Annotated in this window: 18 protein-coding genes; 9 read left to right on the top strand and 9 right to left on the bottom strand. The window is 50.7% G+C overall.

Going from position 1 to position 24,000, the window contains the following annotated elements:
• Positions 1-8 precede the first annotated feature (8 nt).
• Together ribBA and Q9J80_RS04820 are read left to right on the top strand one after the other, a co-directional pair.
• On the top strand, positions 9-1,349 hold the full coding sequence (gene ribBA / locus Q9J80_RS04825) for a bifunctional 3,4-dihydroxy-2-butanone-4-phosphate synthase/GTP cyclohydrolase II (protein ID WP_301673319.1): 1,341 nt from the start codon (positions 9-11) through the stop codon (positions 1,347-1,349).
• A 268-nt stretch (positions 1,350-1,617) separates the two neighbouring features.
• On the top strand, positions 1,618-2,241 hold the full coding sequence (locus Q9J80_RS04820; RefSeq protein ID WP_301673318.1) for a hypothetical protein: 624 nt from the start codon (positions 1,618-1,620) through the stop codon (positions 2,239-2,241).
• A 166-nt stretch (positions 2,242-2,407) separates the two neighbouring features.
• Here the strand turns inward: Q9J80_RS04820 and Q9J80_RS04815 are convergent, their stop codons facing one another.
• Both Q9J80_RS04815 and glgX read right to left on the bottom strand, forming a co-directional pair.
• Positions 2,408-4,882, bottom strand: coding sequence for a glycogen/starch/alpha-glucan phosphorylase (locus tag Q9J80_RS04815; RefSeq protein ID WP_301673317.1), 2,475 nt, complete (start codon positions 4,880-4,882; stop codon positions 2,408-2,410).
• A gap of 113 nt (positions 4,883-4,995) precedes the next feature.
• Positions 4,996-6,987, bottom strand: coding sequence for a glycogen debranching protein GlgX (gene glgX, locus Q9J80_RS04810; protein ID WP_301673316.1), 1,992 nt, complete (start codon positions 6,985-6,987; stop codon positions 4,996-4,998).
• A gap of 61 nt (positions 6,988-7,048) precedes the next feature.
• Here glgX and Q9J80_RS04805 point away from each other — a divergent pair, with 61 nt between their 5' ends.
• Positions 7,049-7,276 carry a hypothetical protein gene (locus tag Q9J80_RS04805; protein ID WP_301673315.1) on the top strand — a complete coding sequence of 76 codons (228 nt, stop codon included), beginning with the start codon at positions 7,049-7,051 and terminating at the stop codon, positions 7,274-7,276.
• Between the two features lie 104 nt (positions 7,277-7,380).
• Here the strand turns inward: Q9J80_RS04805 and Q9J80_RS04800 are convergent, their stop codons facing one another.
• Entirely contained in the window at positions 7,381-8,691 is a 1,311-nt protein-coding gene (locus Q9J80_RS04800) for a replication-associated recombination protein A (RefSeq protein WP_301673314.1), read from the bottom strand.
• 219 nt (positions 8,692-8,910) lie between these two features.
• On the opposite strand from Q9J80_RS04800, the gene Q9J80_RS04795 reads away from it, so the two are divergent.
• The 6 genes from Q9J80_RS04795 to Q9J80_RS04770 all read left to right on the top strand — a co-directional run bounded on the left by Q9J80_RS04795 (position 8,911) and on the right by Q9J80_RS04770 (position 16,898).
• Positions 8,911-9,063: a hypothetical protein gene (locus Q9J80_RS04795; protein WP_304674156.1), complete on the top strand. Its 153-nt coding sequence runs from the start codon at positions 8,911-8,913 to the stop codon at positions 9,061-9,063.
• 100 nt (positions 9,064-9,163) lie between these two features.
• Entirely contained in the window at positions 9,164-12,940 is a 3,777-nt protein-coding gene (locus Q9J80_RS04790) for an autotransporter outer membrane beta-barrel domain-containing protein (RefSeq protein ID WP_369423564.1), read from the top strand.
• A gap of 303 nt (positions 12,941-13,243) precedes the next feature.
• Complete coding sequence (locus Q9J80_RS04785; protein WP_118792607.1) at positions 13,244-13,612, top strand: hypothetical protein; 369 nt, start codon at positions 13,244-13,246, stop codon at positions 13,610-13,612.
• 72 nt (positions 13,613-13,684) lie between these two features.
• Positions 13,685-15,094, top strand: a complete 1,410-nt coding sequence (gene thrC / locus Q9J80_RS04780) for a threonine synthase (RefSeq protein WP_301673374.1) — start codon at positions 13,685-13,687, stop codon at positions 15,092-15,094.
• A gap of 45 nt (positions 15,095-15,139) precedes the next feature.
• Positions 15,140-15,934, top strand: coding sequence for a BUD32 family EKC/KEOPS complex subunit (locus tag Q9J80_RS04775; RefSeq protein ID WP_301673313.1), 795 nt, complete (start codon positions 15,140-15,142; stop codon positions 15,932-15,934).
• A 187-nt stretch (positions 15,935-16,121) separates the two neighbouring features.
• The gene (locus Q9J80_RS04770; RefSeq protein ID WP_002213456.1) at positions 16,122-16,898 is read left to right on the top strand and encodes a ferredoxin--NADP reductase; all 777 of its coding nucleotides are present in this window, start codon (positions 16,122-16,124) and stop codon (positions 16,896-16,898) included.
• 304 nt (positions 16,899-17,202) lie between these two features.
• Here Q9J80_RS04770 and Q9J80_RS04765 read toward each other — a convergent pair whose 3' ends face one another.
• The 6 genes from Q9J80_RS04765 to Q9J80_RS04740 form a co-directional block, all read right to left on the bottom strand.
• Complete coding sequence (locus Q9J80_RS04765; RefSeq protein WP_301673312.1) at positions 17,203-17,346, bottom strand: hypothetical protein; 144 nt, start codon at positions 17,344-17,346, stop codon at positions 17,203-17,205.
• 676 nt (positions 17,347-18,022) lie between these two features.
• The gene (locus tag Q9J80_RS04760; protein ID WP_304671657.1) at positions 18,023-20,503 is read right to left on the bottom strand and encodes a heavy metal translocating P-type ATPase; all 2,481 of its coding nucleotides are present in this window, start codon (positions 20,501-20,503) and stop codon (positions 18,023-18,025) included.
• The gene (gene hflX, locus Q9J80_RS04755) at positions 20,500-21,678 is read right to left on the bottom strand and encodes a GTPase HflX (RefSeq protein WP_304671658.1); all 1,179 of its coding nucleotides are present in this window, start codon (positions 21,676-21,678) and stop codon (positions 20,500-20,502) included. Before hflX ends, Q9J80_RS04760 begins: the two co-directional genes overlap by 4 nt.
• Before the next feature lie 4 nt (positions 21,679-21,682).
• Positions 21,683-22,963, bottom strand: a complete 1,281-nt coding sequence (locus Q9J80_RS04750; RefSeq protein WP_304671659.1) for a CAP domain-containing protein — start codon at positions 22,961-22,963, stop codon at positions 21,683-21,685.
• A 34-nt stretch (positions 22,964-22,997) separates the two neighbouring features.
• Positions 22,998-23,213: a hypothetical protein gene (locus tag Q9J80_RS04745; RefSeq protein WP_304671660.1), complete on the bottom strand. Its 216-nt coding sequence runs from the start codon at positions 23,211-23,213 to the stop codon at positions 22,998-23,000.
• Positions 23,214-23,220: 7 nt separating this feature from the next.
• Positions 23,221-23,946, bottom strand: a complete 726-nt coding sequence (locus tag Q9J80_RS04740) for an epoxyqueuosine reductase QueH (RefSeq protein ID WP_304671661.1) — start codon at positions 23,944-23,946, stop codon at positions 23,221-23,223.
• Between the last annotated feature and the right edge of the window lie 54 nt (positions 23,947-24,000).

The raw sequence follows: 24,000 nt of genomic DNA, 5'->3' as shown, positions 1-24,000 counted from the left end.
ATGAAACAATGACCGATACAGCCGACCTGCGCCGCCGCAACCTGCGGCAATGGATAGCAGAACACTACGGCGGTTTGCAAAACCGTTTTGCCGAAGCCGTCTGCCTCAATACGGGCGAACTCTCCGCCCTCTTAAAAAACAAATCCTTCGGCGAGAAAAAAGCCAGAAAAATCGAACAGGCGGCGAACATGCCCGCCTTCTGGCTCGATACCGAACACACCGCCCGCCCGCCCGAACATACAGGAAAACACACCATGTCCCATATTTCCACCATCCCCGAAATCCTCGCCGACATCAAAGCCGGCAAAATGGTCATCATTACCGATGCCGAAGACCGCGAAAACGAAGGCGACCTGCTGATGGCGGCTCAATTCGTTACCCCCGAATCCGTCAACTTCATGATTAAACACGCGCGCGGCCTGGTCTGCCTGCCGATGGAGGGCGAAATGGTCGAAAAACTCGGCCTGCCGATGATGACCCAAAAAAACGGCGCGCAATACGGTACCAACTTTACCGTTTCCATCGAAGCGGCGCACGGCATCACCACCGGCATTTCCGCCGCCGACCGCGCCCTGACCATCCAAACCGCCGTTTCCCCGTCCGCCAAACCCGAAGACATTGTCCAACCCGGCCACATCTTCCCGCTTCGTGCCCAAAAAGGCGGCGTACTCGTCCGCGCCGGACACACCGAAGCCGGAGTCGATCTGGCGCAAATGAACGGGCTTATCCCCGCCGCCGTCATCTGTGAAATCATCAACGACGACGGTACCATGGCGCGTATGCCCGAACTGATGAAGTTTGCCGAAGAACACAAGCTCAAAATCGGCACGATTGCCGACCTCATCGAATACCGCAGCCGCACCGAAAGCCTGCTCGAAGATATGGGCAACGCGCCCGTACAAACCCCGTGGGGCGAGTTCCAACAACACGTTTACGTGGACAAGCTCTCCGGCGAAACCCACCTCGCCCTCGTCAAAGGCACACCCTCTGCCGACGCAGAAACCCTCGTCCGCGTCCACGAACCCTTCAGCGTGATGGACTTCATCCAAGCCAACCCGCGCCATTCCTGGTCGCTGCCCAAAGCACTCGAACGCGTCCAACAGGTCGAAAGCGGCGTCGTCATTCTCCTGCACCGCACCGAAGACGGCGCATCCCTGCTCGACCGCACCCTGCCCAAAGGCGCAAACCAAGCCTACAAATGGGACAGCAAAAGCTACGGCATCGGCGCGCAAATCCTCGCCGGCCTCAACGTCAAAAAACTGCGCGTCCTCGGGCAACCCTCATCTTTCACCGGTCTGACCGGATTCGGTTTGGAAGTCGTCGGCTTTGAAGAAGCGGAAAACAAATAAACCGCCTGTCCTATCAAAAGGTCGTCTGAAACCCGAATTCCGGTTTTCAGACGACCTTTTGCTATAAATTACCTGATTCAGCCAGAACCTCCCATAAAAGTCATTATTATAGTTTATTCTAAATAAAAATAATAATATAATAAAATAAGAATAATTTAAGAGTAATTTTTATTGCATAAAAAATAGAAATATAACATAATGATCGCCATCAAGAATGAATCCTCTCCTCCTGATATTTTATTTAACCCCAAAACAAAAGGATATAATTATGCCTAATAGCTTTATCGACCGCCGCACAGAAATATACAACCAACGAAATCAAAATAAGATTACGTTGAGTTTACGTTTATCCATTAAAGATGATTTGATTTTGCAAGAGCTTGCCGATGCTTGGGAAACAACCCGCCAAGATATCATCAATGATTTAATTCAAGAATTCATTATTCAAGACTGGGAGAACAAACGAATGATTGACAAACAAAAAGAAGAAGAATTTGATAATTCAACTACAACACGATATTTCTTATTAAATACTAATAGTGCCAACGACCTGGAAGACCATAATTTTATGATGACAAACCAAGTAGCTGCTGCATTTGAAGATGGCTACAAAGAAAAAATCTGTCGGATTAAAAAAGGAGACTATGTATTCCTATACGCCTCTGGACAAGGAATTGTTGCATATGGTCAAGCAACAGGAATCATAGAGAAAACTCATCATTACGGCGTTGATAATAAAACATTTTTTCAAAAACTAGAACATTTTTTCGATTTAAGTCAAAATCCAATCAAAGCAAAACAGGTTAAATCCATTTTGGGACGTTCTTTTCCTTTTGCCCAAACATTATCTCAGATTACTGATGGGGAAAAACTGTTGGAGAATCTCAAATAAGACAAAGTAAGGCTACAAGTATCCTGTAAAATGGCAGTTAAATTTTAAAAGGCCGTCTGAAAATTTTCAGACGGCCTTTTAAGTTTGTTATCCAATTAAAAAACAGCAAATATAAAAAAGCTGATACACCTTTCCGATGTATCGGCTTTTGCCATCTGCCCAACGCTTAATTATTGCCGGGCAGTTCTTTTTCACTCAATGGCTCGATGTGCCAAATATCACGGCAGTAGTCGGCGATGGAGCGGTCGGATGAGAAAAAGCCCATATTGGCGATGTTGATCAAGGCTGATTTGCGCCACGCGGAGGTGTTGCGGTAGTGTCCGTCCGCTTTGTATTGCGTGTCGATGTAGCTGCGGAAATCCGCCATCAGTTGATAGAAATCGCCGTACGGCTGCAACACGTCTTTGTAGCGGCCCGGCTCTTCCGGCGAGAACGCGCCTTGGCTGATTTGGTTGACGACGCGGCGCAGGTCGCTGTCGCGCTCGATATAGCCCAAGGGGTCGTAACCGTTGCGGCGGATTTCTTCGACTTGTTCGACGGTGTTTCCGAATATATAGCAGTTGTCCGCGCCGACTTTTTCCAAAATTTCAACGTTCGCGCCGTCCAGCGTACCCATACAGATTGCGCCGTTGAGGGCAAATTTCATATTGCCGGTGCCAGATGCTTCCGTACCCGCCAGTGAGATTTGTTCGTGCAAATCGGCGGCGGGGATGATGATTTGTGCGAGGCTGACGCTGTAATTCGGGATGAACACGACTTTAATCAGGTCGCGGATGCTTTCGTCGTTGTTGATGACGCGTGCCACATCGTTAATCAGGCGGATGATTTTTTTCGCCATATAGTAGGCGGATGCGGCTTTGCCGGCAAAGATGAACACGCGCGGCTGCCAATCGTAATCGGGGTTTTCCAAGATTTTATTGTAGCGGTCCACGATGTGCATCACGTTCAAAGCTTGGCGTTTGTACTCGTGGATACGTTTGATTTGGATGTCGAAAAGCGCGTCGGTGCTGACTTTGATACCCAGCTCGGTTTCGATGTATCGGGCGAGGCGTTCTTTGGCGGCTTTTTTCACTGCGCCGAATTCCGCCTGCACGGCGGCATCGTCCGCCGTGCCGTTGAGCTTGGTCAGCTTGTCCAAATGCAAACGCCAGTCGTCTCCGCCCAAATGTTTGTCGAGGAACTTGGTCAACTCGGGGTTGGCGATGTTGATCCAGCGGCGCGGGGTTACGCCGTTGGTTACGTTGGTAAAGCGTTCGGGGAACACTTTGGCGAAGTCCGCAAAAATGGTGTTGACCATCAGGTCGGAGTGGATTTTTGCCACGCCGTTGACCTTGTGCGAACCGATGACGGCAAGCCAACCCATACGCACGCGGCGGCCGTGGGTTTCGTCGATGATGGAGACGCGGCGGACAAAGTCTTCACCAAAACCCTGTTCCTGTACGCTGTTGAGGAAGCGGGCGTTGATTTCAAAGACGATGTCCAGATGTCGGGGAAGCAGGCGCGCCATCAGCTCGACCGGCCAGGTTTCCAAGGCTTCGCTCATCAGCGTGTGGTTGGTGTAGGAGAAGATTTTGCAGCACATTTCCCATGCTTTTGTCCATTCGATACCCTCTTCGTCGATCAAGATGCGCATCAGCTCGGGAATGGCAAGCACGGGATGGGTGTCGTTCAGGTGGATGGCGGCTTTGTCGGCAAGGTTTTCAACGCTCGGGAAACGGCATTTGTGGCGTGCGACGATGTCTTGAACCGAGGCGGAAACAAGGAAATATTCCTGTTTCAGGCGCAGCTCTCTGCCGCTGTCGGTAGAATCGTTCGGATAGAGGACGCGGGAGATGTTTTCGTCGCTGTTTTGCGCGCGGACGGCAGAGGCATAGTCGCCCTTGTTGAAGTCGGCAAGGTTGAACAGTTTTCCGGCGTGCGCCGTCCACAAGCGCAACGGGTTGGCACATTCGCCGCCGTAGCCCGGGATGATTTCGTCGTATGCCATCGCGGAGATTTCTTCTTCGGGCAGCCATTCTTTTTTGCCGCCCATATTCAGAAGCTGACCGCCGAAACGGACGGAATACTGTTTGTTCGGACGGGCAAACTGCCAAGCCAAATCCTGATCCAGCCACAAATCGGGTTTTTCGACCTGCTGTCCGTCCGCGATTTCCTGTTTGAACATACCGTATTGGTAGCGGATGCCGTAGCCCATTGCCGGAATACGCAAAGTGGCGAGCGAATCCAAGAAGCAGGCGGCAAGGCGGCCCAAACCGCCGTTGCCCAAACCCGGGTCTTGTTCTTGTTCGCAAACGTCGGCGAACGCTTTGCCCAGTTGGCGGAACGCCTCTTCAAATTCGGCGTAAACGCCTTCGTTGATCAGGGCGTTGACAAATGCGCGGCCGAGCAGGAATTCCATAGACAGGTAGTAAACCATACGCTTCCCGTTTTCGATGTGGGCGCGGCGGGTTTTCAGGAAGTCTTCGGCAATCAGGTCGCGTGCGGCAAGCATCGCGGCGTTGAGCCATTGGTGTTCGTTGGCATCTTTGGGGTCTGCGCCCAAAATGAAAATCAGCTTATAGACGATTGCCTTGCGGATGGTCTCGGCATCCGGTTTGGGCATAACGTAGTCGAAACCGGAAATGGGAAGTTTTTGAGCCATGTGAAACAGCCTTTCTCTGCGGGGTGATTGAAAAATAGGTTTCCGTATGCCGTCTGAAGGGTCGCCGGTTCAGACGGCATTTCTTTTATTTATGTTCTTTGTGTTCGGGCGGGTCATGCTTCCTGCTTCAAAACCCAAATGCCCATATGTCCGGCGGCAAACCGATTTTCAGAAGCATTGTAATTAAATTTCTCCGATGGTACGCAAGAAACCTGCCACCGTCCTTGAGGCAGGTTAAAAAACTGCCGATTACGCGCACCGTTGACCAACAGCAGCCACTGCCCATCCAGCAGAACCTGCATCGATTTCGCCGTCCTGTCGTGCCAGTTTTCATGATTCATCGGCACTCCGTCGGCATTCAGCCAGCGCACCCTGCCCTCCGTCCACCAGATGTTTTCGTTCAAAATGCCGATTTCCCGGCGCAGGGCAATCAGCGATTTCGTGTAATCCTGCAACATTTCGTCCGCGTCCTGCCAGTCTAGCCACGCAATCGGGTTGTCTTGGCAATAGGCATTGTTGTTGCCCTGCTGGCTGTTGCCGAACTCGTCGCCGCCGAGCAGCATCGGGATGCCGTTGGAAAGGAACAGCGAGGCAAGCAGTGCTTTGGCGGTGTATTCGCGGCTTTGCCGTATGTCCGCGTCGCCGGCCGCGCCTTCGATGCCGTGGTTGTAGCTGATGTTGCCGTTGTGTCCGTCGCGGTTGCCCTCGCCGTTGGCATCGTTGTGTTTTTCGTTGTAACTGACCAAGTCGCGCAGGGTGAAGCCGTCGTGTGCGGTAATGAAGTTGAGGCTTGCCGAGGGCTTGCGTCCGCCGTGCCGGAACAGGTCGGACGAGCCTGCCAGACGTTCGGCAAACGCGCCCAAATTGCCGTTTTCCCACACCCAAAACGCGCGCATATCGTCGCGGAAACGTCCGTTCCATTCGGCAAACGGCGGCGGAAACTGCCCCAAACGGTAGCCGTCGCCGCCGATGTCCCACGCTTCGGCAATCAGTTTCACATCTGCCAGCACGGGGTCTTGGTAAAGCGTTTGGAAAAAATGCCCGTCCGTTCGGAAATCCGGCCCGCGTCCCAAAACCGTTCCCAAGTCGAAGCGGAAACCGTCTATATGGAAGTGTTCCGCCCAATAGCGCAGGCTGTCCGCAGCCCAACGCGCCACATCGCGGTCGGCAATACGCAGTGTGTTGCCGCAGCCCGACCAGTTTTCATAACCGCCGTGCGGCTTGTGCCAATACCAGCGCGCATTGTCGATACCGCGCTGGCACAGCATCGCGCCGGTTTCGTCCTGTTCGGCGGTATGGTTGTACACCACGTCCAAAATCACTTCCAAACCTGCCACGTGCAGCGATTTGACCGCCTGTTTCAGCTCCGCCGCAGCCTGTTCCGCCTCCGCCGCATAGGACGGCTCGACTGCGAAATGGGCGCAAGTGTTGTAACCCCAATAGTTCGTCAGCCCCGCCTGCTGCAAATGGTATTCGTCAAGATGCTGCTGAACCGGCAGCAGCTCGAGCGTGGTAACGCCCAAATCCTTCAAATAGGCAATCACGCGCGCATCGGACAGGGCGCGGTATGTTCCGGCGTGTGCCAAATCGGGAAACTGTTTGGTCAGCCCCTTGACGTGCGCCTCGTAAATCACGGTTTGCGCCAAGGGGACGCGCGGACGGCGGTCGCCGCCCCAGTCGAAACCGTCATCGCCACGCACCACGCTTTTGGGCGCGAACGCCGCGTTGTCGCGCCCGTCCTCCGGCCTGAACCATGCCATCTCTTCCGCATTGCGGAAACCCGGTTTGCCGTCGGTCTGCCGCGCATACGGATCGAGCAGCAGCTTTTGCGGATTGAAACAGGATTCCGCCTCCGCGTCCGCCCTGCCGTACACGCGGTAGCCGTAACGCTGCCCCGCGCCGATTCCGCGCACAAAGCCATAAAACACCGTGCCTTCGTGCGAAGGCAGCACCAAGCGCGTTTCCCTGTTTCCACCATCAAACAGGCACAGTTCCACTTTTTCGGCATTGCCTGAAAACAAGGCGAAATTGACCCCGCCGTCCATCGGCACCGCCCCCATCGGATAAGGAAATCCGCTTTCGATAACATATTTTTCGGCAACCATAAAACCGTTCCAAAAATAAAATAATCAAATGACTCAGCCCGATACAACGGATAAAGCCCCGATGCCGTCTGAAGCGGGCTTTCCCGCCTTCAGACGGCATCGCCGCCCTTCCCTGCAAACGGACGGCAGCGGCGGATCGTTAAAACCCGGTCTGAAAAATAAGCGGTGGCGCAAAAGCCGTTTCAGCCGCCGCAAAGCCCGTGCCGACAAACCCCGAATCGTTCCGCAACCGGCACGGCAAGGGCGGCACGCGTTCAGACGGCATCCCGAGGCTCGAAATGCCGTCTGAAGGCTTTTGCGGCAGGCAGTCAAGATGGAACAAAACGCCAAGTCGGCAAAATCCGCCGCGCCTGTCAAACAACACGGCAGGAAGCCGCCCTGCCCCAATCCGCCCTATCCCTTGGGCAATGCCTCTTCATCCAGCGATTTGAGCCACGCCAGCTTTTCGCCGATTTTGATTTCCAGCCCGCGCGGAACGGGTTGGTAGAAATCGGGTTCGTCCAAGCCGTCGGGCATATAACTTTCGCCGGCGGCGTAGGCGTTCGGTTCGTCGTGGGCGTAGCGGTATTCGCGCCCGTAGCCCAATTCCTTCATCAGCTTGGTCGGCGCGTTGCGCAGGTGGACGGGCACTTCGCTGCCGGCGTTTTCTTTGACGAAGCGGCGCATTTGGTTGTATGCCTTGTAGCCCGCGTTGGATTTGGCGGCAGCAGCAAGGTACAGCACGGCTTGCGCCAGCGCGAGTTCGCCTTCGGGCGAGCCTAAGCGTTCAAAGGTGGTGGCGGCATCGTTGGCGATTTGGAAGGCGCGCGGGTCAGCAAGCCCGATATCCTCCCACGCCATGCGCACGATACGACGGGCGAGGTAGCGCGGGTCGGTGCCGCCGTCGAGCATACGGCAAAACCAATACAGTGCGGCGTTCGGATGCGAGCCGCGCACGGATTTGTGCAGAGCGGAGATTTGGTTGTAGAAACTCTCGCCGCCTTTGTCGAAACGGCGGATTTGCGCCCCGAGACTGTCGGCGAGAAATTCGGCGGTTAAGGTTTTCAGACGGCATGTATCGGCGGCGCGTAACAGTTGTTCCAACAAATTCAACAATCTACGCGCATCACCGTCAGCGGTATTCACGAGTAATTCTTGCGCATCCGCTTCAATCGTAAACTCTTGGTATTCAAGCAAAGCCAACACTTTGGCAATCAGTTTCTTGAGGTCGTCTGAAGACAAGGATTGCAAAACATACACCTGAGCGCGGCTCAACAGCGCGGGATTCACTTCAAACGACGGATTTTCCGTCGTCGCACCGATAAAGGTCAGCAAACCGCTTTCGACATGCGGTAAAAACGCATCCTGCTGCGCCTTGTTGAAACGGTGGACTTCATCGACAAACAAAATCGTCGCGCGTCCCTGCTGCAAAGCAATTTCGGCTTTATCGATTGCCTCGCGTATGTCCTTCACGCCGGAAAATACGGCGGAAACCGGCAGGAACTGGGCGTTGAAACTCTGCGCCAAAATCCGCGCCAGCGTGGTTTTTCCCACGCCCGGCGGCCCCCACAGCAGCATAGAATGCGGTTTGCCGCCCTCCACCGCCACACGCAAAGGTTTACCTTCGCCGATGAGGTGTTCCTGCCCCACCACGTCGTCAAGCGTATGCGGGCGCAGGCGTTCGGCAAGCGGCGCATCGGGTTCTCGGACAAACAAATCGGTCATAACGGCTCCGTCAACAGGTTTGCAAACAATATGATTATACGGCAGGGAAAGGCGGCGTGCCGCATACGGATACCGCCCCGCCGTTTGCCTTAAGCCGATATTAGGCGCATACTGGAAAAGACGAGAGACTTCACACAATATATCCGGCACGGAGACCGATTTCGCACCGGCATAACAATACGCAAATCAGGATTTCAATTAAACATTAAGGAGACTTTGATGAAACAAAATAGAAAATTTGCTTTATCTACCATTGCTTTGTTGATTCAATCGGTAGTGGCAATGCAAGCTAATGCAGAAGCTAGGGAAATATCTGTTGATAAAACAACTGATTATATTGGATTAATTACCAATGATGAAGAAAAAGAATAAACCGCACAGAAAATTGGGAGTAGTTACGACAGGTAAAGGAGACAATGGAAACTTAGAAGTTAATGGTTTTTATGGCATTCTTTCCTATGCGGATAGAGGTTTGGAGTATAAACCAGAATTATATATAAAAAGTAATAATGACATTACATTTAATAATAACTTTCAATCTGTATACATTCAGCCACATTCTAATAGCGTTAATTTAGAGGCAAAAGGAAAAATTGATTTTAATTTAAATCTTCTTGAAAAAGCATTAGATAGCAATAAGCAAGAATACTTAGTTAACGATAAATCTTTGGTTAAATATCTCAACTACACCACAGACGGCACTAAAGGCTCATTATCTCTAACCTCCAAATTAGGCAACCATCTTAACTTAAATGCAAAAATACACAAAGGTATTCACCATAGCGGTATTGTCAACCATTTAAATACAAATGTTAATTTGACGGCAACAGAAGGCGATAATGTTATTGCCCTTAATGCACATTTAGAAGACAAAATTGATAACCCAGCAAATTTTAGCACCCCAAGTTATTTAAGAGGAATTGAAACCGCCTTTAAATCTCACACCACCTTAGTTGGAGAAAATAATAAAGTTTCCATTACAACTGAAGGCAATGGATTAGGATTAGGATTAGGTAAACAAAACCCCAGCAAGGACAGCCCTTATTCAGGGCATACCACAGGTATTTTTATTAATAACCAGCCTAATAATTTAGATCAACCCACTATTGATGGGTTTAGCTCTGTAAATTTAAAAGCGACAAAAGGCAATAATGAAGTAGATATAAACGTAAGAAACCACTCTTCTGTAAAAGGAATTATTGCCACTCATAATTCAAAAGCAACTCTTGAAGCAGAAGAAGGTAATAATATCATTAAGGTAAAAAATCCGGATTTAAACACACCTGTTGAAAGAGCTGAAGGCGAACACTACAGAACAGGTATTCAATCATCAACCGACAGTCAAGTCACCTTGACTGCCAAAAATAATATTGTGGAAGTGGGCGGTAATCCTATGTATGAAGAGGGTTTACAAGTTTCTGCCAACTCTTCTATTACAGCAACAGCAAAAGAAAATAATGAAATTACGGTTGAAAACGCAGCTTATAACAGCGATGGATTGGCTACTTTAATCCCCCAAGCTAATGACCGCCCTTCATTAACCAATGATGGCAATAAAATTATCTTAGAGGCAGGTAAAGATAATATCATTACCATGAAAGCCACCGATGCAAATATGGATTATCTTGAAAATTCTGCTGTGTTAAAGGAAACCGATCATTATAAAGGTAAAAAAGGCTCAAATGGCATACTTAGTGCAGGAGATAAGTCTTTAGTTAAATTGACGGGTAAAAATAATTATATTCTCACTGAATTAAGCGATAAAGCGCGAGCTTTTGAACATAATGGCGTGGTATCGCAAGACGGTGCTAAAGTTGGGATTACCGCCAAAGAAGATAATGCTATTGCAGGAGCAAATGATGGGTCTAATGCTCACACTCAAGCCACTGTCACTATTGATGGTAAAAACAATACTATTTTAGCCTTTCAAAATGGAATGAAAGCATTTGGTAAAGGTCAACAAACGGTAACGGCCAGCGAAAAAAATGAGATTATTGGTGGTGGAACAGGTGTTTGGACTAGACATGAGGGTAGTCATATTGCTCTGAATGGAAAGGAAAACCAAGTATCTAGTAAATTGGGACTGTATGCTTCTGAAAAAAGTCAGCAAACTTTAAAAGCAGAAGATAAAAACGAAATTAATGGCAGTAATGTTGCTATTTACAGTGATGATTCAACCATTAATTTAGATTCTCAAAAAAGCAATATTGTTAATCTTAATGTTAATTCTAAAGCAGATAAAACTGTTAATATATTTGCCTCAAATAATGGATCAATCTTATTAACTGCAAAAGAAGACAATACGATTAATGCCAAACACGAAGGGATTAAATCCGACACTAAGGCAAGTGTTACTTTAGCTGCTAGAAACAATACTATTAATGCCTCTGAAACAGGTATTTATTCATTAAACAGTGCTAAGATAGATGTAAATGGTCAAATTAAATTAAGTTCAAAAATCGCTAATCACGCATCAACAGAGGGGCGCATCAACTTAAATTATGCTGATAAGAGTGAAATTACGGGCGCAACCATCGCAAATGGCGGTAATATTGCTATTAAACCATTAAATTTCTCTACTAACACTATGACATTAACAGGTGATGTGTTATCCGCAAATAATGGCAAAGTAGAGTTAGACTTCACACCAAACAGTCATTTAGTAGGTCGTTTAGATAACTTTGCTGGGTTAAATAATCCTGCCCATAAAGATTTATTCAACCGATATGTCAATAACCTAGAAGGCAAAAGTGCGGGCGAAATTAACCTTAATTTAGCCAAAGACGCATTATGGACGATGACAGGTCAAAGTTGGCTGGATAAATTGAGTGGCGAAGGTACGGTTGATTTTGACAGCAACAGCAAAACGAGCGGACGCGCCTTACATATCGGCGAATTGGCGGGTGCCAATAAATTCTTGATGCATCTGAATAAAGACGGCATTCACAGCGATATGCTCTATGTGAAAAAAGGAACGTCCACTCCGCAAGAAGTCGTCGTCAAAAATCTGTCCGAAGTGCTCGACAGTATGAATTACGGCGACCGCCTGCGTTTTGCGACTGTTCGAGAAAATTCAGGCAATGAATTTGTGAACGGTAAGAAATATATTGATGATACACATCTTATGGAGCAGGCTTTAACGGTTGAATATTCTGACCATAAAACTGATCCGAGCAATAACGATGATTACAATCGCAGATTTAATGGTGAAACAATGACTGCTGAAAAAGCAGGTAACACAGATGTGGATGCGATGTATGGTAGCGAGCATAGAAAAAATGTCTATTTAGTCAAACAAACTACGGGCAATCCGAGCCGAAATGTCAAAAATATCAATGATATGTTCGACTCAACCGCACATTATGCGTTCACTTTGGATACTTATACCAAACGCGAAGGGGAGCGGGCTTTTTCAACGTTGGACAAAAAAGAAGGCGATTGGATAAGGCTGACGCATACCCGTTTGATTCAATCCAATGCGTTTAGGTTTCATAACAACGATTTTGAAATCGGATATGACCGCTTCAGCCTCAACGAGCAGGAGAAAAAACGCAAATGGGGCATAAGTTTCGACTACGGCCACGGCAGGACATCATTATGGAATACGTTTGGCAAGGGCAAAATCAGGAAATATGAATTGGCCCTGTACAATACTACCCAATACATAGATAAAGAAGGAGACGAAACAGGATATATCGACAATGTATTAAAAATAGGAAAACTGCGTAACCGTGTGATTGCACGAAATCATATGGGGCAATTATGGGGCAAGGGAAAATATAGCAACACCCTATTCTCTATCAGCACCGAATACGGCCGCCGTAAATTTTTGGATGACGATAAATTGTGGCGGATTACACCGCAAGCACAGTTGCAATATTCCTATTTGAGAGGTGCGGGCTATCGGCTCGACAATGGTATAAATGTCAACTTAAGCCACGTAAACAGCCTGATAGGCCGCTTGGGTTTGGATGTTGTGAGAAAATTTGACGAAGATAAAAAACTTTTCTATGTAAAAGGCAATATTCTTCATGAATTCTTGGGCAGCCGCTCCTTTAAGGCATTTGAAGGCAACAGCAGTTATGCTCAAAAATGGAATACGAGGGGGACTTGGTATTCCGCCGGATTGGGCTACAATGCGCGGACAGGCAAAAAAACGAATGTCTTTGCCGATGCGGAAAAAGAGTTTTCCGGCGGCAAAAAAGGTTCGTACAACATCCGCTTATCCGTTTCCCATCAGTTTGACTGAATGATTGAAACCTTATCGCAACAATAGGTTAAATCCATTCAAGTCTTTAGGATAAACCACAATGAAATGCCGTCTGAACCGGTTTCAGACGGCATTTTTGCAAACAGGCAAAATGACGGCGGCGGGATTTTTTATTTTCCCGATTGAAGTATAATGTCGTCGGTTTCAACCGGATATTCAAACGGTTTGCTTCAGCACGCGGAACGGCGCATAAAACGCCGCCCTGTGCGTTATCCCGAACGGGGCGGCTAATCAGATCCTATCGCCATAAAACGGCGGGGTTTCAACCGAAAAGGAATTGAGATGAACAAAACCTTGTCTATTTTGCCGATGGCAATCTTACTCGGCGGCTGCGCCGTCGGCGGCGGCACATTCGGCAGCTTAGACGGCGGCACAGGTATGGGCGGCAGCATCGTCAAAATGGCGGTAGAGAGCCAATGCCGCGCGGAATTGAACAGGCGCAGCGAATGGCGTTTGACCGCGCTGGCGATGAGTGCCGAAAAACAGGCGGAATGGGAAAACAAAATTTGCGCTTGCGTCGCCCAAGAAGCACCGGAACGGATGACCGGCAACGATGTGATGCAGATGCTGGATCCGTCCACGCGCAATCAGGCGCTTGCCGCCCTGACCGTCAAAACGGTTTCCGCCTGCTTCGGCAGGCTGTACCGCTAACCTCCTTCAGACGGCATGAGGCAGATGCCGTCTGAAGCCGTTTTCCTGCAATTTCGACAGACGAGAAAAATCATGAAATACATCAGCACGCGCGGCGAAACCGCACACAAACCGTTCAGCGAAGTTTTATTGATGGGGCTTGCCCCCGACGGCGGCCTGATGCTGCCGGAACATTATCCGCAAATCGGTCGCGAAACCTTGGACAAATGGCGCGGTTTGGCTTATCCCGAATTGGCGTTTGAAATTATGCGCCTATTCGTTACGGATATTCCGGAGGACGATTTGCGCGATATTCTGAACCGTACTTACACGGAAGCGGCGTTCGGTACTAAGGAAATCACCCCCGTCCGCACGCTTTCAGACGGCATCAAAATCCAAGCCTTGTCCAACGGCCCGACGCTGGCGTTCAAAGATATGGCGATGCAGTTTTTGGGCAACGCGTTTGAATATGTTTTAAACAAAGAAGGCAAAAAACTCAATATCTTGGGCGCAACCAGCGGCGATACGGGTTCGGCTGCGGAATATGCCTTGCGCGGCAAAAAAGGCGTGAACGTATTTATGTTGTCGCCCGACGGCAAAATGAGCGCGTTCCAACGCGCGCAAATGTACAGCCTGCAAGACGGAAATATCCACAATATCGCCGTGAAGGGGATGTTTGACGACTGTCAGGACATTGTGAAGGCGGTGCAGAACGATGCCGCGTTCAAGGAAAAATACCATATCGGTACGGTCAATTCGATCAACTGGGGACGCATCGTCGCGCAAGTGGTTTATTACTTTGCGGGCTATTTCAAAGCGACGCAAAGCAATGACGAGCAAGTCAGCTTCTGCGTGCCAAGCGGCAACTTCGGCAACGTTTGCGCGGGACACATCGCCAAACAAATGGGACTGCCTGTCCGCCGCCTGATTGTGGCAACCAATGAAAACGATGTGTTGGACGAGTTTTTCAAAACCGGCGCATACCGCCCGCGCAACAGCGCGCATACTTATGTTACCTCCAGCCCGTCGATGGACATTTCCAAAGCGTCCAACTTCGAGCGTTTCGTGTTCGACCTGATGGATCGCGATCCTCAGGAAATCAATACGCTGTGGGCGGAAGTGGCGGCTGGCAAGGGCTTTGACCTGCGGTTTGCCTTGGACAAAGTCGGCGGTAAATACGGCTTTACTTCCGGCAAGTCCACCCACGCCGACCGCCTCGCCACCATCAAACAGGTTTACGAGCAAGATCAAGAACTCATCGACCCGCACACTGCCGACGGCGTAAAAGTCGCACGCGAAGTGCGCGAAGAAGGTGAAACGGTGGTTTGTTTGGAAACCGCGTTGGCGGCGAAATTCGATGCGACCATACGCGAAGCCGTCGGCGATGTTGCCATTCCGCGCCCCGCCGCGCTGGAAGGTTTGGAAAAATTGCCGCAACGCGTGCAAACCGTGCCGAACAGTGCGGATGCAGTAAAAGGCATCATCGAACAAACCCTTGCCTGATACTCCGTGCAGAAGCATTCCGTCCGAACTTAAGATTGAAAGAAAATGACCTTACCTATGCAGGAAACCCGTTTTTCCATACTGCTGGACGAATTGGCGGCAAAACAGGAGGCAGCCATCGCTCCCCACCTGCTTGCCGACGGAACCAAGGTATGGGTACGCAAAGCAGGCAGGCACAATGCGCGGTGGCGTTACGCGCTGCTCGGTATGGTTGCCCGATATTTGAAACTGGGGGTGTTAAAGCCGGTTCCCAGCCTCGGCGGCGAGCCTGCCATTGCAACCGAGTCGAAACGCCTGTACGAATTGCGCGCGGCGGGGATAGTCGTTCCCGAATTGCTCGCCGTCCGGAAAAATGCCCTTATGTTCGGCAATTTGGAAGGCATCCCGCTCGATGCGCAAATCCGCCAAGAAGCCGAAGCCGGAAAGGTGGACGCTTGGCTTGCCGGTTTGGAAGCCATTGCACGCGTGCATAAAAAACAGCAGTTCCTCAGTCAGGCGTTTGCACGGAATATGATGTCGGACGGAAAAAACATCAGCTTTTTGGATTTTGAAGACAACCCTTCCGAAGTCCTGACCATAGCGCAATGCCAAGCCCGCGATTGGCTCTGCTACATCCATTCGACCGCGCTGATATTGAAAAACGGCGGACTGCTGGAAGCGGCTGCGGAAAAATGGGGCGGCGTATTGTCAGATCAGCCTGCCGAAATACAAAAGCTGATTGCCGCCACCGTCAAACCGATCCTCCCGATACGCAGGCTGGTACACCCCCGCTGGGGACGGGACGCGCTCAGGCTGGCAGCCTCGATTTCCCTGATTTCCCTTGCCGATATGCCGCCGTAAGCCGCCGCCCGCCCAGCGATGCCGTCTGAAGCCCTTCAGACGGCATATAACCAACGCGCATCAAGCATTGTCGCAACCATCCGTTTCGTTTAGAATTTTGGCTTTATCCCGAATCGGGCAGATATTTTCACTCTGCCGCACGTCCCAAATAAACACTATCCATTTCTTTTACCGACAGGAAACCCAAATGGCAGCATTCAATACCCAAAAAGTATTGTCCGTACACCACTGGACAGACGCATATTTTACCTTTACCTGCACCCGCGACGAATCGTTGCGCTTTGAAAACGGACAGTTCGTCATGGTCGGATTGATGGTGGACGGCAAGCCGCTGATGCGCGCATACAGCGTCGCCTCCGCCAACTGGGAAGAACACCTCGAATTTTTCAGCATTAAAGTCCAAGACGGACCTCTGACCAGCCGCCTGCAACACCTCAAAGTCGGCGACGACGTGTTAATCAGCAAAAAACCGACCGGAACTCTGGTTGCCGGCGACCTGAATCCAGGCAAACACCTTTACCTGTTGAGCACCGGTACCGGCATCGCTCCTTTCTTGAGCATCACCAAAGACCCCGAAATTTACGAGCAATTTGAAAAAATCATCCTCGTACACGGTGTGCGCTACAAAAAAGATTTGGCGTACTACGACCGCTTTACCAAAGAATTGCCCGAACACGAATACCTCGGCGACTTGGTTAAAGAAAAACTGATTTACTACCCGATTGTTTCGCGTGAAGAATTCGAACACCACGGCCGCCTGACCGACCTGATGGTAAGCGGCAAACTGTTTGAAGACATCGGCCTGCCCAAAATCAATCCTCAAGACGACCGCGCCATGCTGTGCGGCAGCCCTGCGATGCTGAAAGACACCTGCAAAGTTTTGGACGATTTCGGTTTGACCGTCTCTCCGAAAACAGGCGTGCGCGGCGATTACCTGATTGAGCGCGCATTTGTGGACCAATAATCTGCTTGAAAATGCCGTCTGAACGGCATCAGCAATCAAAAACCCCGAATCTTGCCAATCAGGATTCGGGGTTTTTTATAGTGAATTAAATTTAAATCAGGACAAGGCGGCGAGCCGCAGACAGTACAAATAGTACGGAACCGATTCACTTGGTGCTTGAGCACCTTAGAGAATCGTTCTCTTTGAGCTAAGGCGAGTCAACGATGTACCGGTTTAAATTTAATTCACTATATACTGGGTAAAAATTAGAAATGCACATTTCCGTCATTTCCGCGCAGGCAGAAATCCAGACCTATCCGTTTCATTAGTATTTGAAAATAAAAGAAAAACCAAGTATATGGATTCCCACCTGCGGGGGAATCTTCATCGTCTCATTTTTGTTTTCACCAACTTTTCCTAAACTTTCCTGTTTGGCTGCATAATCAGACTTGACTTTGTTATTTTCCATATTGAGCTTCTCTTAATTTGAAAAAATTAACATAAACATTTAAAAATAAAACAAAATTATATAATAAAAAAAATAATGAGAATATAAAGGATAAAAAGAGAGTTAAGTTATTTAATCGGACTTGTTCTCTATAAATCATAAGACACCAAATAAGCCATAATAAATTTAGTAAATAAAAACTGCTTATACCCAACTTTCTTTTCTTGGAACCTATTATTATTTCAACTCTGGATGAAAAAATAGAATTTAAAAATTTTTTTCTTTGATATATCGTTAATATCTCCCTAGTTTTTCTTAAAAAAAATATAATCATATATATACTACACAACATTGGTAATAAATAAATTAAAAGCGAAAGGTAATTAAATTGATAATTGTAAATTATATAATAAACAACATACGAAGAAAAAATTATTATAGATGATTTGCTATACGAATAAAAAAATATCCTACCTAGCCCGAACCTTCTTATAATTTGTACTATGTGATTATCCATTTCAATATCCATTTAAGCTTTCAATTAATTTTCTATATTTTTCAATGGCATGTATCATGCTGTGCTTGGGAAATATCATCTTGGTTGATGATCAAGCCATGTATGCAAAGATTGGAATATGGTATCTGTCGTGCTAATAATGCCCCCGTTACTGTTATACGTCTAAAGCAACGCTGTCCGTCATTGTTCGGACGGCATTTTTTCAGACGGCATGTCCACCTGCTTGTGAAGCCGCATGGCATTGCCCAATACGACCAGCGAACTGAAGCTCATACCCAGTGCGGCAATCCACGGTTGGACATAGCCCAAAACGGCAAGCGGTACGGCAATGATGTTGTAAGCACTCGCCCACGACAGGTTCTGACGGATAATCTGCCGCGTCCTTCCCGCCTGTGCCAGCATATGCGGAACGGTATTCAAATCTTCGTTTAAAAGGACGATATCCGCGCCATCCCTTGCAATATCGGTTCCGCCCGCCACCGCTGCAGAAGTATCGGCCTGCGCCAAAACGGGCGCGTCGTTGATGCCGTCGCCTATCATCAACACTCTTTTCCCTTCTTTCTGCAAAGCCTTGACATATTCCAACTTATCTTCCGGCATGGCTTGGGAACGGTAGTGTCCGATACCTAAGGCGCGTGCGGTTTCTGCAACGGCGGTTTCGCGGTCTCCGCTGAGCAGGTGCAGGGTCAGGTGTTGCCGCTTCAACTTGCGGACAACTTCCTCCGCCCCTTCCTTCAACGGGTCTTGAAGATAAAACACAGCTTGGAAACCGAGCTGGTTGCCGAGATAGACCGCGCTGCCGCTTTCTGAAGCCTGTTCATCCTGCGGAGGTTCTCCGGCGATTTTAGCGACATAAGCCGCCCTGCCCAATGCCCACACCTGCGTTTCCCCGTTGACGGTCAGTTGCGCGCCTACGCCTTCACCGACGTGATTGAGGCGTTGTCCGACCCGTATGTCAGGAATCATGCCGTCTGAAACACGATGGTTGAGGATGGCACGGGCAAGGGGATGTTCGGACTGTTGTTCCAACGCCTGCGCCACCGCGAGAACAAAGGCTTCGTCTGTGCCGCTCAACAAGGAGATACAGCTGACGGTGGGATTTCCCCGAGTCAGCGTTCCTGTTTTATCGAAGATGATGTCGGTGGTTTGGGCAAGCGTTTCCAGGGTTTGCTTACCACTGATTAAAATGCCTTCGCGCGCCAGCGCACCGGTAGAAGCTGCCAAGGCCGTCGGTGTGGCAAGCGATAAGGCGCACGGACAGGTAATGACCAGCAGGGCGACGGTAATCCAAAGCGCGGTATGCGCATCGGCGTAAAACATCCAACCAATAAATACAGGAACGGCAAGCAGCAGCTCCCCGAAAACGAATGTAGAGGCGTATTGTTCCGCCAACTCGGCGGTGCGCGGTTTTTGGGCCAGTGCGCGGTCGAGCAGGCGGACGATATGGGACAGGCGCGTACTGCTGCCGGTACGGTCGGTGCGTATGATTAGGGGGCTTTGCGTGTTGAGTGTACCTGCGGTTACTTTTTCAGACGGCATTTTGGCGACGGGCAGGCTTTCACCCGTCAGCATAGCTTCGTTGACCGCGCTGCTGCCTTCGACAACCGTACCGTCGACAGGTACGGTCTCCCCCGGTTTGACCATCACGATATCGCCCGCCTTCAATTTGACGACGGCTGCCTCGCAGGTTTCCTGCGTATCGGGGTAATCGGGCATATGATGGCAAAACGCAGGAATCAGCTTGACCAGCCTCTCTGCGGCATCTCCTGCCTTACGGCGGGCGATTTGTTCCATAAAACGTCCGCCCAGCAGGAAAAACAGCAGCATGGCGATGGATTCGAAATACATCCCCTGCCCCGCATTTGTCGCAAGGCTGTAAACGCCGGCGATAAAGGTCATGATGATGGCGACGGTAATCGGCGTATCCATGCCGACGCGGCGGTTTTTCAAGTCGCGCAGCGTGCCTTGATAAAACGGAATGGCGCAGTAAAAGACAACCGGCAACACCATCAGGAAACCGCCCCAATGGAGGATTTGTAGGAAATCTTCTTCAATATCGTTGCCGTAAAGGTAGGTCGGCAGCGCGAACATCATCGTCTGCATCATCCCCAGTCCGGCAACGGCGAGACGGACGATGTATTGTTTGCGTTCTTTTTGGTTGGCGGCTTCGATTTTTTGCGCGTCATAGGGTGCGGCGGTGTAACCTGTCTGCCGGATTTTCAACAGAATGTCGGAAAGGCGGATTTTGCCGTCCTCCCAGACGACGCGGCAACGGTGCGTGCTGTAATTGAGGTCGATGCGGACGATGCCGTCTGTACGCAAAAGCTGCTGTTCGATCAGCCAGACGCAGGCGGCGCAGGTGATGCCGCCGAGCATTAAAACCGCCTCGCGCGTGCCGCCGTGGGTTTCCACAAAGTCGGACTGGACTTCGGGCAGATCGTACAGGCGGATTTGGTCGAGGATTTCTTGGGGCGGCAGTTCGGTTTTTTGCGCGTCGGCGGTGCGTTGTTTGTAATAACTGCCCAAGCCCGCGTCGATAATGCTTTGTGCGACTGCCTGACAGCCGGCACAGCAGGTTTCGCGGTCTTCGTTTTCGTAACGGACGGTCAGGTGGAGGTGTTCGGGAACATCCAGCCCGCAGTGGAAACAGGTTTTTTTCATGGCATTTCGGTTTCGTCTGTGTTTGGTGCGGCGGCACAATACTCGGCAATGGCTTCGCGCAGTGCGTCTATACCGGTATTTTCAGCAACGGAAATGCGGACGGCGGCAATTTTTCCCGCAGCGTCGCGCCATATGCCCGTGTTTTGTTCTTCAGACGGCAGCAGGTCGGTTTTGTTGTACACATTGATGCACGGAATATCGCCGGCATGGATTTCTTGCAGTACGTTTTCCACGTCTTCAATCTGCTGTCCGCTGTTCGGGGCGGCGGCATCGACGACGTGCAGCAGCACATCGGCTTGCGCGGTTTCTTCCAGCGTGGCGGAAAAGGCAGAAATCAGTTTGTGCGGCAGATCGCTGACGAATCCGACGGTATCGGTCAGGATGATGCTGCATTCCGGATTGATATACAGCCTCCGTGCCGTCGTGTCGAGTGTGGCGAAAAGCTGGTCTTTCGCATATATGCCCGACTTGGTCAGCCGGTTGAACAGGCTGGATTTGCCGACATTGGTATAGCCGACCAGCGCAAATGTTTTGATTCTGCCCGATTCGCGGGATTTGCGGCGCAGGGCGCGCTGTTTTTTAAGGTTGGCAAGCTGTTTTTTCAAGACGTTGATCCGATGGGCGATCAATCGGCGGTCGGTTTCCAGTTTGGTTTCGCCGGGACCTTTCATGCCGATACCGCCGCGCTGGCTTTGCAGGTGTCCGTAACCGCGTATCAAGCGTCCCGCCAAATGGCTCAATTGCGCCAACTCGACTTGCAGCCTGCCTTCCTGCGTGCGGGCGCGGCGGGCGAAAATCGCCAGAATCAGCCCCACCCTGTCCAATACGCGGCATTTCAGCTCCTTTTCGAGGTTGCGCTCCTGCGTGGGCGTGAGTTCGTGGTTGAATACGACCAAATCGATGCCGTCTGCGGCAACTGCTTCCGACAGCTCCGCCGCCTTGCCCGTGCCGACAAACAGCGCGGTGTGCGGACGGTCGCGTTTGGCGGTCTCCACGATGACGGGATCGCCGCCTGCCGCCTTGACCAGCTCCACCGCTTCCGCCAATGCCGTCTGAAAGCCGTTCAGACGGGCGGCACTGCTGCCCGTACCATCTTTGTCCAACATTACGCCCACCAGCATGACGCGTTCCGGTTGCGCTTGGGTACTGCCGTTGCGGTCTGTTCTGCCTGTCATGTATTCAATCCTGTAAATAAAGGGTAACGCCGCGTCCCGGGCTGTCTTCCGGTGCAAGCGTGATGCGGCTGCCCGTCATTCCGCCAACGCTGAAGACGATGCCGCCCGCCTCGTGCCTTCCTATGGACAGGCGGCTGCCGGGCCGCTGCCGGTAGGTATAACGGGTACACGCTTCCAAGCACCAGCGTCCGCGCCAGTGAATGAAATATTTTTCGCCTTTCTTGACGGCAAGCGTCTCGCCGCCGTTCACCTCAAAATAAGGGTAATCGGGTTTTTGCGTTTTAAACTGCCATTTCGCCTGCGCGTGCCGTCCGTTGCGGACATAGTCGAATACCGCCGTATAGAGCGTGCCGTATTCCAAAGGCTTGAGCGGGAAAAGCGCGAATTGGTACACGGTCAGCCTGCCGTTGGGGTCGTTGCCGGCGGTTAAAACCCTGACGGGGCGGATTTCGTTTTTACCCTGATACAACTTGAAACTTTTCATCGTAATTTTGCCTGCCGCCTCGGAAAAATCAATGCTGGCAGGATTTCCCGTCATTTCATATTCCGGCACGGGGTCGGGACGTTCCCCGTAAAAATAAGGCAGCACGCCGCTGCCGACCGGATAGGCGGTATAAAGCAATTCCGTTGCGGGCATGACTTCGTCGGTGTACACGACCGCACCGTTGTGGCAGGCGTTGCGGTAATATTTCCGTCCCGCTTCGGGCTGATTCCTGCCTTGGGCGCAATGCCGCTCAAACCTGCCGTTGCCCTGATTGAATACGACGACGGTTTTGCCGTTTTCGCGCACAAATGCCGCACCTGCTTCGTCGGTATGGCGGTCAAGCAGGGAAAGGCGGTGGTAGATTGCGCTCATCAATCCGTCAACTTGGCGTTGCTGCGTACGGATATCGCTGTCGGACGATTCGGCGGCTTCTTCTTCCGTGCTGATGTTTTCATGCACGCCGTTGTAGAGATACCCGGCAAGGCGTGTGCGTTCGGTCAGCTTTTGTGCGGTGTAGTGTGGATTGTCGGGATGGTGTTCGCCGTGTCCGTCTTCGGGATTGAGCGTGAGATAGCGTGCGTGCCTGCGGGCGGAGTTTTCCAAAACCGGTGCGTGTGCCAGCTCGTGCAAACCGATTTGGGCGCGGATGCGGTTGAGATAGTGCAGCGCGTCGCCGCCGTCCCTGATTTGCGGTGCGGACGGATAGACAAGTTCGCCCGCCGGCACGGATTGGTTTTGGGTATGGTAGAAAACGCCTGCCGCCGAGCCCAATAGAAGCAGCCAAATAAAAAGGGATTTCATAATGCCCGTCCTCCCGACGCGGCAACGGGGTGTTTTATAGTGGATTAACAAAAACCAGTACGGCGTTGCCTCGCCTTGCCGTACTATCTGTACTGTCTGCGGCTTCGTCGCCTTGTCCTGATTTAAATTTAATCCACCATATCAAAACGGCAAACTTGTCAATGCGGTTTCCGCTTACCGATTGCCAAACCGGCAAACCTTTCACCGTGCCGATGCCGAACCCGATGCCGTCTGAACCTTCAGACGGCATCGGGTGCTTATTTGTCCACCCGGATGGGTGCAGGTTCGTATTGTGTCGATTCGTCGCCGTAATACAGCACGCCGAGTTTGATGGGGATGCGTCCCTGCGATTTGCGGTGGGCATTGGAATCGCGCAAGGAATAGGCGCAGCCGCAATATTCCTGCTGGTAGAAGTTTTCGCGTTTGCTGATTTCGATCATACGCGCGCTGCCGCCGCCTTTGCGCCAGTTGAAATCCCAATAGACCACATCATCATAGGGCGAGGCGGCGCGGTGTCCGCAGTCGTTGATTTGCGCCATATTTTTCCAACGGGAAATGCCCAGCGAACTGGTAAAGACGGGGAAGCCGTGTTCGTGCGCGTATTGCGCCGCTTTTTCAAAACGCATATCGAAACACATCGTACAGCGGATGCCGCGTTCCGGCTCAAACTCCATGCCTTTGGCTTTGGCAAACCATTCTTTGCGGTCGTTTTCGTAATCGTCGTCTTTGTCGATGAAGGGGATACCGAACTTTTCCGCAAAGCGCACGTTTTCCTCTTTTCGGAGCATATATTCTTTGTGCGGATGGATATTGGGATTGTAGAAATAAATGGTGTAGTCGATGCCGCTGGCGAGCATCGCCTCCATCACTTCGCCGCTGCACGGGGCGCAGCAGGAATGCAGCAAGACTTTTTTATGTCCGCCGGGCGGAACGAGAACCGGGCGGTCGATGTCGGTAACGGTAGGTTTGTTTTGTGTTTCCATTAACTTAACAATATCTGTCGAATACGGTCGAAGCGGCTATTTTATCAGAGCCGC

It is taken from the genome of Neisseria blantyrii, from assembly GCF_962747855.1.
GTDB classification, from domain to species: Bacteria; Pseudomonadota; Gammaproteobacteria; order Burkholderiales; family Neisseriaceae; genus Neisseria; species Neisseria viridiae.
Note: the sequence above shows the minus strand (reverse complement) of the source record. Positions and strands in the feature narration are given on the sequence as shown.